Origin of the sequence: Pseudomonas sp. Root401 (assembly GCF_001425105.1) — a bacterium.
Taxonomy (GTDB): domain Bacteria; phylum Pseudomonadota; class Gammaproteobacteria; order Pseudomonadales; family Pseudomonadaceae; genus Aquipseudomonas; species Aquipseudomonas brassicacearum.
The window spans coordinates 78,537-92,245 of sequence record NZ_LMDO01000012.1 but is presented as its reverse complement, the minus strand read 5'-3'; the positions used below and the strand labels follow the sequence as shown (position 1 = coordinate 92,245).

Genomic DNA, 13,709 nt, shown 5'->3' with positions numbered 1-13,709 from the left:
TGTGAGAACCGTTACGGATTACGGACCTTGTCGAGCACCGCCAACGAGCGCGATGCATACAGCACCAGGCCATAGCTGAGCTTGTCATAGGTGCGGAAAACCATCAGCAGGCCGGCGCGCTCATCTGGGATCTTCACCCGCTCGCCCGTGATGCGGTCGCGTACGGTTTCCCCGGTCTTCATCACCGCCAGCACATTGCCTTCGGCCAGCCCGTCGCGGCGGCCCTTGTTCAGGGTGACCACGTCCAGCGCGCCGATCTGGGTCACGCCCCGGGGCACGTCCAGGATCAACCCGTGGATGTCCGATTTCGGCGCGCTGGGCATGAAGGTCGAGTTGATCGAGCGCTCTTCGCCACTGAACAGGCGATCACCCAGGCGCACTTCCTGGGTGGTGCGTTGCAGGGCCAGGGTGGTGACATCGCCTTCGGTGGCGACCACCTCGCCGCCGCCGACGTCGTCGGCGTTGATGCCCAGGAATTCCTTGGTCTCGGGGTCGGTGTAGACCTTGCCCTGGCGAAAGATGCCGTACGCCGTCTGGTTCGCATCGAACGAGCCACGGGCAAAGACCCGATCCCCCATGCCGCTGAGCACCCGTTCGGCATTGCCGGCGACGACGTAGGGGGCCTTGTTGAAATCCTCAGGCGTGTCGACGATGCGGTTGCTCAGCAGGAAGCTGTTGATGGCTTGCAGTGGAATGCTCGGGATGGCGTCGGCCACTGGCGAACTGCGAATGCGCGGCGACAGCTTGATGGTGCCGCGTGAGGCACCGCGATTGAGGGTCAGGCGCGGCTGGCCGTTGACGTAGACCAGCGACAGGGTGTCGCCCGGATAGATCAGGTTGGGGTTTTCGATCTGCGGGTTGGCCTGCCAGAGCTCGGGCCATTTCCACGGCTCGCGCAGGTACTTGCCGGAAATGTCCCACAGTGTGTCCCCCGTCACCACCGTGTATTGCTGGGGAAAACCTTCCCGAAGTTGCACTTGCCCGTGCGCGATACCGACCGAGGCCAGGAGCAGCAGGGCGAGTAGTGATTTCCTCATGCGGTGAATCCCTTTATTATGTGCGTTCGCGTAAAACGCCAGAGCCCCCGTGGCTCGCTGCTTAAGGAGCTATTCTCCACAAGAGCAACGTTTTACAACGGTAGCCTGCATCCCAAGACACGCCAGGCCAGCCACCCGACTTTACCTCACACGTGCATTTATCAAGCTTATGGCCATTTTGAACATTCTCGAATTTCCGGACCCGCGCCTGCGCACTATCGCCAAACCAGTGGCCGTAGTGGACGACGAAGTGCGTCAGTTGGTCGATGACATGTTTGAAACAATGTATGAAGCGCCAGGCATCGGCCTCGCCGCGACCCAGGTCAACGTGCACAAGCGTATCGTCGTCATGGACCTCTCCGAAGACCGCAGCGAACCTCGGGTGTTCATCAACCCCGAGTTCGAAACCCTGACCGACGAGATGGACCAGTACCAGGAAGGCTGTCTTTCGGTGCCGGGCTTCTACGAAAACGTTGACCGTCCACAGAAGGTCAAGATCAATGCCCTGGACCGTGACGGCCAGCCTTATGAATTGATCGCCGAAGGCTTGCTGGCCGTGTGCATCCAGCACGAGTGTGACCACCTCAACGGCAAGTTGTTCGTGGATTACCTGTCTACCCTCAAGCGTGACCGCATCAAGAAAAAACTGGAAAAACTTCATCGCCAGAATGCTTGATGCCCCCCTTCAAAGGCTTGCCGCGGCAAGCCTTTTTCTTTTTGCGACTGCTTTGTAATTGAGAGCTACCCATGACTGAGCCCCTGCGCATCGTCTTTGCCGGCACTCCCGAATTTGCCGCCGAACACCTCAAGGCCCTGCTGGCCAGCCCCCACGAAATCGTCGCGGTCTACACCCAGCCTGACCGGCCGGCCGGTCGCGGGCAAAAACTGATGCCCAGCCCGGTCAAGCAACTGGCCCTGGAGCACGGCATCGAGGTGCTGCAGCCGCCGACCTTGCGCGATGCGCAAGCCCAGGCTGAACTGGCGGCGCTCAAGCCGGACTTGATGGTGGTGGTCGCCTACGGCCTGATCCTGCCGCAAGTGGTGCTGGATATCCCGCGCCTGGGTTGCATCAACAGCCACGCCTCGCTGCTGCCGCGCTGGCGCGGTGCCGCGCCGATCCAGCGCGCCGTGGAAGCGGGCGATGCCGAGAGCGGCGTGACCGTGATGCGCATGGAAGCCGGCCTGGACACCGGGCCGATGCTGCTCAAGGTCAGCACCCCCATCAGCGCCGAAGACACTGGTGGCAGCCTGCACGACCGCCTCGCGCTCATTGGCCCGCCAGCGGTGGTCCAGGCGATTGCCGGCCTGGCCGCTGGCACCTTGGAAGGCGAAGTGCAGGACGACAGCCTCGCCACCTACGCGCACAAACTGAACAAGGACGAAGCCCGCATCGACTGGAGCCGCCCAGCCGTCGAGCTGGAGCGCCTGGTGCGGGCCTTCAACCCTTGGCCGATCTGCCACAGCACCTTGAACGGCGAAGCCCTGAAAGTGCTGGCGGCCAGCTGCGCCGAAGGGAAGGGCGCACCGGGTGAGATCCTCAGCGCCAGCAAGGACGGCCTGGTCGTGGCCTGTGGTGAACAGGCGTTGTGCCTGACGCGCCTGCAACTGCCCGGTGGCAAGGCGCTGGGCTTCAGCGACCTGTTCAACAGCCGCCGTGAGAAATTTGCCGTCGGCACCGTCCTCGGCCAAGCGACGGACGCCTCATGAACCCGCGTCTGGCCGCCGCCAAGGCACTTGCCGCCGTACTCAGCGGGAAAGCCTCGCTGAACAGCTCCCTGCCGACCCAACTGGACAAGGTGGAAGACCGTGATCGCGGTTTCACCCAAGACCTGGCGTTTGGCACCGCCCGTTGGCAGCCGCGGCTGTCGGCCCTCGCGGCCAAGCTGTTGCAGAAGCCGTTCAAGGCCGCCGATGCCGACGTCGAGGCGCTGCTGCTGGTGGGGCTCTATCAACTGCTCTACACCCGCGTCCCGGCCCACGCCGCCATCGGCGAAACCGTGGGCTGCGCCGACAAGCTGAAGAAGCCCTGGGCCAAGGCCCTGATCAATGCCGTGTTGCGCCGCGCCCAGCGGGAAAGCGAAACCTTGTTGGCCGAGCTGGAGCACGACCCGGTGGTCCGCACCGCTCACCCGCGCTGGCTGCAGAAATCCCTGAAGGCGTTCTGGCCCGAGCAATGGGAAGCCATCTGCGCGGCCAACAATGCCCACCCGCCGATGATCCTGCGGGTCAACCGTCGCCACCATACCCGCGACGCCTACCTGGCGTTACTGGGCGAGGCGGGTATCCCGGCCATCCCGTGCCAGTACAGCCGCGACGGCATCGTCCTGGAAACCCCGGGCGATGTGCGCGCCTTGCCGGGCTTTGCCGAGGGTTGGATCAGCGTCCAGGACGAAGCCGCCCAACTGGCCGCCGACCTGCTGGAACTGGCGCCCGGTCAACGGGTGCTGGACGCCTGCTGCGCGCCGGGAGGCAAGACCTGTCACATCCTCGAGGCCGAGCCGAAGCTGGCCGGCGTGGTGGCGGTGGACCTGGAAGCCAAGCGCCTGGTGCGCGTGAAGGAAAACCTCGAGCGCCTGGGCCTGGAGGCCGAGCTGATCGCCGCCGATGGCCGCGACACCGCGACCTGGTGGGACGGCAAGCCGTTCCAGCGCATCCTCCTCGACGCCCCATGCTCGGCCACCGGCGTGATCCGCCGCCATCCGGACATCAAGCTCACCCGCCAGCCGGACGACATTGCCGCATTGGCCGTGTTGCAGGGCGAACTGCTCGATGCCCTGTGGCCGACCCTGGAAGTGGGTGGCATGCTGCTCTACGCCACCTGCTCGACCTTGCCGACCGAGAACACCGACGTGATCGACGCCTTCCTCGCCCGCACCCCAGGCGCCCGGGAGCTGGACATTGCCAGCCAGGCCGGCCTCAAGCAGCCTCACGGCCGGCAGTTGCTGGCCCAAGAGGGCGGACATGACGGGTTCTATTACGCCAAGCTGATCAAGATCGCCGCCGCACGCGGTTAAGACCGATTCGATAGGAGTGACTGGATGAAAATCATCATCCTCGGCGCAGGACAAGTCGGCGGTTCGCTGGCGGAACACCTGGCCAGCGAGGCCAACGACATCACCGTGGTCGACACCGACGGCGAACGCCTGCGCAACCTCGGCGACCGTCTCGACATCCGCACCGTACAAGGCCGCGGCTCGTTGCCGACGGTGCTGCGCCAGGCCGGCGCCGACGATGCCGACATGCTCGTGGCCGTGACCAACAGCGACGAAACCAACATGGTCGCCTGCCAGGTCGCCCACACGTTATTCCACACCCCGACCAAGATCGCCCGAGTGCGCGAGGCGTCCTACCTGACCCGCGCCGACCTGTTCGACAACGAAGCGATCCCGGTGGATGTGCTGATCAGCCCCGAGCAGGTGGTGACCAACTACATCAAGCGCCTGATCGAGCACCCCGGCGCCTTGCAGGTGATCGACTTTGCCGAAGGCAAGGCACAACTGGTGGCGGTCAAGGCCTACTACGGCGGGCCGCTGGTGGGCCAGCAACTGCGCCAGTTGCGCGAGCACATGCCGAATGTGGATACCCGGGTCGCAGCGATTTTCCGCCGTGACCGGCCGATCCTGCCCCAGGGCGACACGGTGATCGAAGCCGACGACGAGGTGTTTTTCATCGCCGCCAAGGCGAACATTCGCGCGGTCATGAGCGAAATGCGCCGCCTGGACGAGAACTACAAGCGCATCGTCATCGCTGGCGGCGGGCAGATCGGCGAGCGCCTGGCCGAAGCCATCGAAAGCCGCTACCAGGTCAAGATCATCGAGATGAACCCGGCGCGCTGCCGCTACCTCTCCGACACCCTCGACAGCACCGTGGTATTGCAAGGCAGTGCCTCGGACCGCGACCTGCTGCTGGAAGAAAACATCGCCGACGCCGACATCTTCCTGGCCCTGACCAACGACGACGAAGCCAACATCATGTCGTCGCTGTTGGCCAAGCGCCTGGGGGCGAGGAAGGTCATGACCATCATCAACAACCCGGCCTACGTCGACCTGATCCAGGGCGGCGACATCGACATCGCCATCAGCCCGCAACTGGCAACCATCGGCACCTTGCTGGCCCACGTGCGCCGCGGCGACATCGTCAGCGTCCACTCCCTGCGCCGCGGCGCGGCCGAGGCCATCGAGGCCATTGCCCACGGCGATGCCAAGTCCAGCAAAGTGATCGGCAAGGCCATCCGCGACATCGGCCTGCCGCCCGGCACCACCATCGGCGCGATCATCCGCGACGAAGAAGTGCTGATCGCCCACGACGACACCACCATCCAGACCGGCGACCATGTGATCCTGTTCCTGGTGGACAAGAAGCACATCCGCGATGTCGAGAAGCTGTTCCATGTGGGGTTGAGCTTCTTCTGACCCCACTGATCGTTCCCACGCTCCGCGTGGGAATGCCTTTACGGACGCTCTGCGTTCGGCTCTTGAGGGGACGCAGAGCGTCCCGGGCTGCATTCCCACGCAGAGCGTGGGAACGATCTTAGTCATGAGGAGTTTTTAAAATGCTCGACTCCCTGGAAAAAATGCTCGCCAAGGGCGTGGACAACGCCCTGCTGCGCTTCGGCCTGGGCAAGGGCTACCTCGACCTCGGCGAATTCCCCCGCGCCGCCGAACACCTCCAACGCTGCGTCGAATTCGACCCCAAATACTCAGCGGCCTGGAAACTCCTAGGCAAGGCCCACCAAGGCCAAGGCAACGCCGCTGCAGCCCGCCAAGCCTGGGAACAAGGCCTGGAAGCCGCCCGAGCCCACGGCGACAAACAAGCCGAAAAAGAAATGACCGTGTTCCTCAAAAAACTGGATCGCCATCCCTGAACGCCACGCACCTGTGGCGAGGGAGCTTGCTCCCGCTTGAGTGCGAAGCACTCACCCCCCAATCCACCGCCGATCCGCTAAAAGCTCAGCCGACGCAAAATCTGTGGGAGCAAAGCTTGCTCGCGATAGCGATAGACCAGCCAAACCCGTTGTCGACAAACCTGCCCCAATCGGGGGCTATGTCACCCCCGGATAAGGACTATCAGGCACCTGCTGTTACCGGGCTCGTGTGCCCCTGGGCAAAGCGAGTCGCCGATGTCTGCAGCAATAGGACAATGGACAAGGTAATCATCAGAAACGGTATCAGCCACGCGCTCTCGATCAATGCCAGCTGCAGGCTGAGGATTAACAGCAGGACCGGCGTTGCGAGGGCATTCGCCCGGCTAACACACGCACCAACGGCAGCCTCGCTGTAGCGGTAGGCAATGGCTGCTCGGATATGCACCCGCGCACCGCCAAAGGCCATGCCAAGGATCAGCAGGCTCAGCGCCTTGAGCAGCAGGGTATCTGGCACCATAAACCATACCGCTGCGGAAATGACGGCCAGCCCGATCAGTCCCGAGAGAAATACCGATAGATTGCGACCGGTATTACTCAGAATGATCAGCACTCCCACCAGCGCCATCCCCATGCCAAACACTGCATCCAGCACACCAAGCTCAAATAGCGCCCAGCCATGGCTCGACACATACACGGGAAGCATGAAGTTGAAGGCACCGAGGATTGGCCAGATCAGTACCATTGGCACAAACAGGGTGAGTGGAAGCTTGGCTGGCGCAACTGTCTCGCTAGCCTCTTGTGCCACCACCGAGAGACCATGGCGGATGTAACAAATCGCCGATACCAGCAGGAATCCTGCGCCCAGAAAAATGAAGAACCCCATACCCGGCAGGATCGGCATCAAGCCGGCTGCCAACAATGGCCCAATCATCAGGGCCGCTTGACCGGTTGCAGTGGTTGCACCACTGATTCGCCTGACAGAGGCTTCATCCATACCGCGCTGAACCTGGGTGAACCACATATCCAAGCTGGCTTCGAGCAGCATGAACACCAGCCAGACAAAGAGGTTGGCGGCTAGCAGAGCGATGGTGATGTCTCGGCTTGCCCCTACCACCAGGCTGAGACCGGCCAGACAAAACGTAAACCAGCTGCTCATTTTTCGCCCGTTCATTCGCGCCGACAGCCGCTTGATAATCACCGGCGTGATGAAGGCCGGAATGAAGGAGCAAAAAATCGCCAAGGCCAAAGGCAAATAACCACCTTCGTTCTGGTTGAGGATGGTCCACGTCAGGGAGACCACCAATGCCCCGGAACATAGGCGGTAAGCCGTTGAGCAGACTAAAAAAATGGCCAATTCTTTTGAAAAGTTCTTCATGAAGATTTCCCTATCGTGAGCGTTTCGGCATGACGGAAGTGAACGGCATCCTTGAGCGTTGTGAACGACCGCTTGGACCATGATCAATACTGGCCATAGCGTTTTTGTGCACGCTAAAACCCCGTTTTTAAGACACTTTGAAAGTTAAACTAACGAGCAAAAAATGCATTCCAGAATGACCAGTGGAACGCACTTTTTTTGGGCGGTTTGGCCGAAGCGGCATTGAAGTGGTGCATGCGTTCCCGCGGCCAATGTTATGTCATCTTTGTATGGCAGTCTTGTTAGACAACTGCTCAATGCTATGTCGTAGGTTGAACAAGATCACGCCGCAGAAAACCAAGCCTATCGATAGAATGACTGTTCCGTTTATCGGGTAGCTGAAAAACAGGTAGGAAATGATGATGGCGAAAAACGGAACCAGCAAACCAATGGGGGCCACGGTGGAGCCGGAATATTTTCTGATGTTGTAGTTCCATATCCAGTACCCCAGCAGAGTCGTCACGTAAGACTGTGAGATCAGCGACACTATGACTTTGTAGTTCATCGCATCCTTCAGACTATAGAATGACTCGGCACCTTCAAAGTACCAGGCAAGAACAAATAGAACTGGAAGGCTAAATAAGAAGCTCCAAACCATAAAGGGTAGCAGGTCTTTCGGCTTGTATTTTTGAATAATGAAAGTGCACAGGCTAAAGCAAAAAGCCGCGAGCAAGCAGATAGCAATACCCAACGGACCTGAACCCTGATTGTTATTAATTAGCATCAAGAAAAGACCAGAGAGTGATATCGCGAGGGCGATAATGCTGATGTTGGAAGCTCTTTCCTTAAAGGCAATCAAGCCAATGATAAATGTAATGAATGCGCTGAGCTGAATGATGAGGGATACAGTGCCGGGAGAGGTGCCTGTATAGATGGCAATGTTGGCGCACCCCCATATTCCGCCACCAAACAATATTCCATAGGCGGCGAGCACATAAGCTGGAATCTTAGGTCTTGGCATGAAAAATACAAACGGGAAGACGCAAAGCGAAAACCTGATGAAGGTCATCACGAAGGGTTTGATTTGTTCAAGCCCTACTTTAATCAAGGCGAAGTTTCCCCCCCAGATCAGCGCCACTAGCAATAAGAATGCGTAATCATGTGGGGCGATTTTTTTAAAACTGTTCATTGCTCAGAATCCACTTTTCAGCATGTCATCATAGACATTACGAAAAGGTGATATTTTGGTCATTTCCTGCAAGCACTCATCGAAAATCTGTTGTCCCATGGGCGTCAACACACCGTCCCGCTTGATCTGCGCTGCGGTCGCGAAAAATCTCTTCTCAGCCACCCGCCCTTTCTCAAGCGCTTCCTCTGCCAGTTTTCCAGGCGCTATTTTCCCCAAGCCAGCCATCGCCAGTGCAATTCTAGCCAGTACGAAAAGTGCGTGAAATATACCGAGCATGGGACGTGCGTCAGGCCTGAATGGCGCTGTGTATAATTCACTCTCTGGATTCAAAACAAACTTATCATCTGTGCTTTTTAAAAACAGTCTTAAATGGGCGGCCTCATGGACTACTTGTTGTGCGTAATAGATGGGGCTATGGACTTCATCGGCCCATATCAAAACCAGCCCTAATAAATTGTAACTGCTGGCCGATCTGACATGGTATTCATCACCTGGCCCCGTCAAGACTATTTCATCTATTAAGACCTCAGCTTCATTGTAGAGGTCTAACGATTGGGCCTTGAGAAGTTCTATGCCTGCTATTAATTTGGCTTTCTCTATCTCAGCAACATCAGCGCTGATGAAACCAATGCTGATTTTGCCAGACGCCTCTTCTCGTACTTCATCGGCAACCAAGTCGATTTCTTCTTTTCGGTTGTTTTCAGAGAAGCCAGAAACCCTGAATCCTTCTGATCCTTGTCTTTCGTTTTGCTTGGCTTCTTGAAAAAACTGTAAGCCTGAATCTGCATCGTTGGCTTGCAAGCTTTTGATGCACTTATTGTAGAATGCGAAAGACTTCCAAGACAGCTTGGTCACAGAGTCGGATTTTTGATAGTCATCATTAAACACGCTCGCCAAGTAGCTCATCGACTCTTTGTATTGATTGAGCAATGCGTAGGAATCTTGGCGATACTCTTCATTTGTGATTAAGATGCTCACTTGATTTCTCCTTGAAAGCGGACTCTCCATAAAAAGAAGGACCGCCATAGCGATATGGCAGTCCTTCTAATAAATCACCGTCGAAATTTATTCGCCGATAGATTTGTTTACGCTCGACAGCGCAACCATTGCAGTCAGGCTCAGTGCGGATTGAGATACGATCAGTTTGGACATATCGAGTTTCATAAAAAGCTCCATTTTTTTGAAAGATTATGCCGTTCGCATTTCATTGCAAGGCAGAGCGAAACTAACATAACCATTTTGATAAACGACACTATTATTTCTTTGCGTCATATACCCATTTGCTATATTGGATCCAATTTTCAAGAATATAGGTTGTCGCTTGGTCGTTGAAGGCAAAATGGCAACCTGACTGAGCCGTGTCTATAGTTTTTGGCGCCAAATCTATCGGAGGCTTGGACATGAGCCAGAGCATTTCGCCCGCCGCTTCAACTGCGCAAAAAACAGGCATGGTCGCCACGACCTTATGGGGCTCGGACAAAATCGCAGGTATCGCGGTCGATCCGGACGGTGCTATCTGGCTTGGTGCTTATAGTCGCCTGGGGCTGGGAGGCGAAGAGGATTCAGGCTTCACCGGCAGCCTGGTCCGGTTCAATGCCAACGGTAGCCTGGACCGCACCTTCAGTGGCGACGGTAGATCCCTGCTCCCTGTGTCGCTCGATATCGAGGACGGCGGCAATGCCGCCGTGCAGCCGGAAGGGGGCTACCTGGTGGCGCGCTACGTGAACGTAGACAACGTCTGGGTGTCGGGCATCAGTCGTAACTTGGCCGACGGCAGCCTCGATACGAGTTTCGGGAACGGCGGCACCGTGACAGTGCCTTTCTATTGGAATGAAGATCTAGGCCAGCAAGCGTCGTTCTCCGTGCAACGCGACGGCAGCTTCTTCGCAAGCGCTGGGTATCCGTCCGGGGAGATCTATATCGCCCGCTTCGACGCGACGGGGGCCTTGGTCTCGTCTTTTGGAGAGGCAGGGATCCTGCACCTACCCGCGTCCGTCGGCATTCACCCCAGTGGCACGTTCGACGTTTCGCTGCAGGGGGACGGGAAGGTATTGGTCACTGGGCAAGATACCCTGACCCGCCTCAACCCGGACGGTACGCTGGATAGCAGCTTTGCGAACGGCGGCAGCCTGGCCCTGGATGTTCACGCAGGCGCCCTCGTCATCCAGGATGACGGCAAAATCCTGCTGGCGGGCGCCTCGGGCGGCGTGGCGACCGTCGTCCGACTCAATGCCGACGGCTCGCTCGACACCGCTTTCGGCGATCAGGGGCGGGTCAGTTGGGGCTCGGAAAGCGCTCCTTTCGCAGTCGCCGACATGATCATGCTGGCCGACGGCAAATTATTGATTGGTGGAAGCCAAGGTACGAGCGCGGACGGCTATCTGGCCGCCTTGGTCCAGTTGACCCCCGACGGCCGCCTGGACCACAGCTTTGGCAATCCCGACGACGGCTATTACCACCTTGACGGTGGCGGCGATGCTGACTTCTTGCTCGGTACCGACTCGTTCGACGATGCGATCCTTGGCGGGGCCGGTAACGATCTGCTCGACGGCCAGCAAGGTCGTGACCTGCTGACGGGCGGTGCCGGGGCCGATACGTTCCGTTACCAGTCAGTCACAGACAGTTATCGAACCGCCACCGCGGCCCATAGCGACCGAATCACCGACTTCGACCCCAGCACCGATACGCTCGACCTCGCCTCCCTGGGCTTCCTCGGGCTGGGCAATGGACATGACGGAACGCTGGCGATACGCGTCAATGAAAGCGGGACGCGGACCTACCTCAAAAGCTTCGAGGCCAACGCCGATGGGGAACGCTTCGAAGTGGTCTTCGACGGTAACTTGGGCCAAGCGCTGAATGAAACCAACCTCCTGTTTCAGCAAGCCAGGTTGACGGGCACCGAAGGGGCCGATCGTTTACAAGGCAACGCTCGCGGCGAAATCATCGAAGGGTTGGCGGGCGATGATCGCCTTTATGGAGCGCTAGGCAATGATGTATTGGTTGGCGCAGAGGGCCGGGACCTATTGGCGGGTGGCGGTAACAACGATGTGTTCCGCTTCGACGGACTGAGCGACAGCTACCGTACCGCCACCGAAAACCACACTGATCGCCTGATTGACTATACCGTCGGTGAAGACACGATCGACTTGTCCGCCTTGGGCTTTACCCGGCTGGGAAATGGTTACAACGGCACGTTGGACGTGATTTTCAATGAAGCCAAGAACCTGACTTATTTGAAGAGTTATGAAGCTGACGCCTCTGGGGCTCGATTCGAGTTGAGCTTGGTGGGGGACCATTCCGGTTACGGTAATTTGAACATCATCTTCGCCGAGCCTGCGGAAGAGGAGGCTATTCAATTGATTGGATTGGTTAACGACGTCTGGGTGTAAAACGCAGACCTGGTGATTCCTTGCTCTTAGCCATTTGATCGTTCCCACGCTCCGCGTGGGAATGCAGCTAGGGACGCTCTGCGTCCCCCAAGAGCCGAACGCAGAGCGTCCGTGGAGGCATTCCCACGCAGAGCGTGGGAACGATCTCAAGAAAGCCGAATGCCGCTTGGTCTGCAAACGCCCCCACCGCTAGGTTCACACGGCCCAACCGATCTCTTAGCCACACGAGTCAACCCTCCTTTCCAGTGGAAAGGGGCGGATCTAACATTAGGAAAAATTTCGACTCATATAGAATGATAGTCGTGTATAGCGAAAACTAATAAATTCAGCTAGTTATAGCTATCTTTCAGTAGGCTTTGATATTTTTTGAAGTCGACATGGATCCCAGAAAATAAATCCGTCCCCTTATTTAGTCTGGCGGCGTCTGTAGGGGTGGGTGTGCGCGCGTATACCAATCAAATTCTACCCACCTACCATGCTGGCGACGTACTGGTCAGCATCGAGGCGCAGGTCAACGGCGGTATCGGCCCGCAACGCACCCTCTCGACATTGATCATCAAGGCCTGACCGGAGACGTATATGTCCGACATTACTCAATTGGTCATTGCCTTGGTGGTTTCCTTTCTGCTCGATCGATTCCTCAAACCCTATCTGCTACGCAAGTGGCTAGGCGTGGCGTTGGTGGCGGCGGGTGCGGTTGGCTGCTTTGTCGCAGGTCAGAACCGCTTGTTGGGGTTTGATCTGGGGTTGCTGTCGGTTTTTGCCGTGGTGATAGGGATGGGATTGTTCATGAAGCGGCGGCGGTTTGAGGAGGTTGGCTGAGCGGGAAAGGCGGATGGATTAATATCAGAAAATAAATCCGTCTTCTTAAGTGGTCCCCTTAAGTGAGCGAGCCCTTGTGTATGCGCATTGTAGTGCTAGCCCTGGTCCTCACGCTGTTCGGCTGCGCTACCGCGTCGGACCCGCCGAGGGGCGAGGGTGGCGATTGGCGGTCCTTCTATGTGGTGAATCATGGCCTGCATACCGGGTTGGTAATTGCGCGCACCGATCTGCTTCAGGTGCTTCCCGCACTGGCCGAAGAATTTAGCGACGGCGACTTCGTTGAGTTCGGCTGGGGTGACGAGGGTTTTTACCGAGCCCCACAGGCCACCTTGAGCCTGGCCCTGCGAGCCTTGTTCGGGTCGACGGCAACCGTGCTGCATGCGGTCAAGATTGACGGTGACCCCAGGCAGCGTTTCGCCGCAAGCGAGGTCATCGAGGTGCGGGTGACGGAGGACAGCTACCGACGACTGCTCGCGTTCGTGGCCGGGACCTTCACCCACTCAGCGACGGGCACCTTGGTGGTGCTCGGGCCTGGCCTGTATGGAGAGAGCCGGTTCTACCAGGCCGAGGGTAGCTATTCGCTGTTTTATACCTGCAATACCTGGGTCGCAGAGGCGCTGGCCGCGAGCAACTGCCCAATGTCGCCTGCAGCGGTGATTACGGCGGGGAACGTCATGTCACAGTTACGCCGGGCGACAGCGGTCGGTGGATCCTGCCTGGCTACCCGCTAACCCGTGCCTGAGGGCGGGTGTGTATTTCAGTGATGCTGACATCCGGTTCCAGTGAATGTGACCCACCCAAATGCATCCCGCGTGACCATCCGTATTCGTTCCTATCGACCAGCCAATTGCATGGGTGCTGACCACAGTTTGCATTAGGCATTGACCAATATCCGCCGAAGAGGCGACCGGCAGAGAACGGCCAGAAGCTGACGTTCGAATTGGCGTTGTTTTTTAACCGACAGCCATAGAGAAATTCTAGGTGGTTCCGGGTGAAAGCAGGGAGTACGCCCTGCTCTCAAAGGCAGTTGAACTACACAACGGCGTGTGTCGGA

At 58.1% G+C, this 13,709-nt stretch carries 13 protein-coding genes; 9 read left to right on the top strand and 4 right to left on the bottom strand.

Features of this window, described 5'->3' with window-relative positions; translation table 11 throughout:
- Positions 1-11 precede the first annotated feature (11 nt).
- A complete protein-coding gene (locus tag ASC85_RS10430) occupies positions 12-1,037 on the bottom strand; it encodes a LysM peptidoglycan-binding domain-containing protein (RefSeq protein WP_057449266.1) in 1,026 nt (341 codons plus the stop codon).
- A 169-nt stretch (positions 1,038-1,206) separates the two neighbouring features.
- On the opposite strand from ASC85_RS10430, the gene def reads away from it, so the two are divergent.
- The 5 genes from def (at position 1,207) to ASC85_RS10405 (ending at position 5,901) form a co-directional block, all read left to right on the top strand.
- Entirely contained in the window at positions 1,207-1,713 is a 507-nt protein-coding gene (gene def / locus ASC85_RS10425; protein WP_057449265.1) for a peptide deformylase, read from the top strand.
- 71 nt (positions 1,714-1,784) lie between these two features.
- Positions 1,785-2,744 carry a methionyl-tRNA formyltransferase gene (fmt, locus tag ASC85_RS10420; RefSeq protein WP_057449264.1) on the top strand — a complete coding sequence of 320 codons (960 nt, stop codon included), beginning with the start codon at positions 1,785-1,787 and terminating at the stop codon, positions 2,742-2,744.
- A complete protein-coding gene (rsmB, locus tag ASC85_RS10415) occupies positions 2,741-4,051 on the top strand; it encodes a 16S rRNA (cytosine(967)-C(5))-methyltransferase RsmB (RefSeq protein ID WP_057449263.1) in 1,311 nt (436 codons plus the stop codon). Before fmt ends, rsmB begins: the two co-directional genes overlap by 4 nt.
- A 24-nt stretch (positions 4,052-4,075) precedes the next feature.
- On the top strand, positions 4,076-5,449 hold the full coding sequence (trkA, locus tag ASC85_RS10410; RefSeq protein WP_057449262.1) for a Trk system potassium transporter TrkA: 1,374 nt from the start codon (positions 4,076-4,078) through the stop codon (positions 5,447-5,449).
- 140 nt (positions 5,450-5,589) lie between these two features.
- Complete coding sequence (locus ASC85_RS10405; protein WP_057449261.1) at positions 5,590-5,901, top strand: tetratricopeptide repeat protein; 312 nt, start codon at positions 5,590-5,592, stop codon at positions 5,899-5,901.
- Between the two features lie 202 nt (positions 5,902-6,103).
- On the opposite strand, the gene ASC85_RS10400 is transcribed toward ASC85_RS10405, so the two are convergent.
- The 3 genes from ASC85_RS10400 to ASC85_RS10390 all read right to left on the bottom strand — a co-directional run bounded on the left by ASC85_RS10400 (position 6,104) and on the right by ASC85_RS10390 (position 9,422).
- On the bottom strand, positions 6,104-7,276 hold the full coding sequence (locus ASC85_RS10400; RefSeq protein WP_057449260.1) for a hypothetical protein: 1,173 nt from the start codon (positions 7,274-7,276) through the stop codon (positions 6,104-6,106).
- A 259-nt stretch (positions 7,277-7,535) separates the two neighbouring features.
- On the bottom strand, positions 7,536-8,444 hold the full coding sequence (locus ASC85_RS10395; RefSeq protein WP_057449259.1) for a DMT family transporter: 909 nt from the start codon (positions 8,442-8,444) through the stop codon (positions 7,536-7,538).
- Between the two features lie 3 nt (positions 8,445-8,447).
- A complete protein-coding gene (locus ASC85_RS10390; RefSeq protein ID WP_057449258.1) occupies positions 8,448-9,422 on the bottom strand; it encodes an aKG-HExxH-type peptide beta-hydroxylase in 975 nt (324 codons plus the stop codon).
- Between the two features lie 422 nt (positions 9,423-9,844).
- On the opposite strand from ASC85_RS10390, the gene ASC85_RS10385 reads away from it, so the two are divergent.
- From ASC85_RS10385 to ASC85_RS10375, 4 genes are all read left to right on the top strand, one after another.
- Positions 9,845-11,833 (top strand): M10 family metallopeptidase C-terminal domain-containing protein, encoded by a 1,989-nt coding sequence (locus ASC85_RS10385; RefSeq protein WP_057449257.1) that lies wholly within the window; start codon positions 9,845-9,847, stop codon positions 11,831-11,833.
- A 438-nt stretch (positions 11,834-12,271) separates the two neighbouring features.
- Positions 12,272-12,400, top strand: a complete 129-nt coding sequence (locus tag ASC85_RS33450) for a hypothetical protein (protein ID WP_269085254.1) — start codon at positions 12,272-12,274, stop codon at positions 12,398-12,400.
- A gap of 12 nt (positions 12,401-12,412) precedes the next feature.
- Complete coding sequence (locus ASC85_RS10380; protein WP_057449256.1) at positions 12,413-12,655, top strand: hypothetical protein; 243 nt, start codon at positions 12,413-12,415, stop codon at positions 12,653-12,655.
- A gap of 80 nt (positions 12,656-12,735) precedes the next feature.
- On the top strand, positions 12,736-13,386 hold the full coding sequence (locus ASC85_RS10375) for a DUF2459 domain-containing protein (RefSeq protein WP_057449255.1): 651 nt from the start codon (positions 12,736-12,738) through the stop codon (positions 13,384-13,386).
- The last annotated feature ends 323 nt before the right edge of the window (positions 13,387-13,709 follow it).

Excerpts from the sequence above, each read along its gene's own strand:
- ASC85_RS10430 (WP_057449266.1), bottom strand. The coding sequence starts at position 1,037 with ATGAGGAAATCACTACTCGCCCTGCTGCTCCTGGCCTCGGTCGGTATC.
- def (WP_057449265.1), top strand. The coding sequence starts at position 1,207 with ATGGCCATTTTGAACATTCTCGAATTTCCGGACCCGCGCCTGCGCACT.
- fmt (WP_057449264.1), top strand. The coding sequence starts at position 1,785 with ATGACTGAGCCCCTGCGCATCGTCTTTGCCGGCACTCCCGAATTTGCC.
- rsmB (WP_057449263.1), top strand. The coding sequence starts at position 2,741 with ATGAACCCGCGTCTGGCCGCCGCCAAGGCACTTGCCGCCGTACTCAGC.
- trkA (WP_057449262.1), top strand. The coding sequence starts at position 4,076 with ATGAAAATCATCATCCTCGGCGCAGGACAAGTCGGCGGTTCGCTGGCG.
- ASC85_RS10405 (WP_057449261.1), top strand. The coding sequence starts at position 5,590 with ATGCTCGACTCCCTGGAAAAAATGCTCGCCAAGGGCGTGGACAACGCC.
- ASC85_RS10400 (WP_057449260.1), bottom strand. The coding sequence starts at position 7,276 with ATGAAGAACTTTTCAAAAGAATTGGCCATTTTTTTAGTCTGCTCAACG.
- ASC85_RS10395 (WP_057449259.1), bottom strand. The coding sequence starts at position 8,444 with ATGAACAGTTTTAAAAAAATCGCCCCACATGATTACGCATTCTTATTG.
- ASC85_RS10385 (WP_057449257.1), top strand. The coding sequence starts at position 9,845 with ATGAGCCAGAGCATTTCGCCCGCCGCTTCAACTGCGCAAAAAACAGGC.
- ASC85_RS10380 (WP_057449256.1), top strand. The coding sequence starts at position 12,413 with ATGTCCGACATTACTCAATTGGTCATTGCCTTGGTGGTTTCCTTTCTG.
- ASC85_RS10375 (WP_057449255.1), top strand. The coding sequence starts at position 12,736 with ATGCGCATTGTAGTGCTAGCCCTGGTCCTCACGCTGTTCGGCTGCGCT.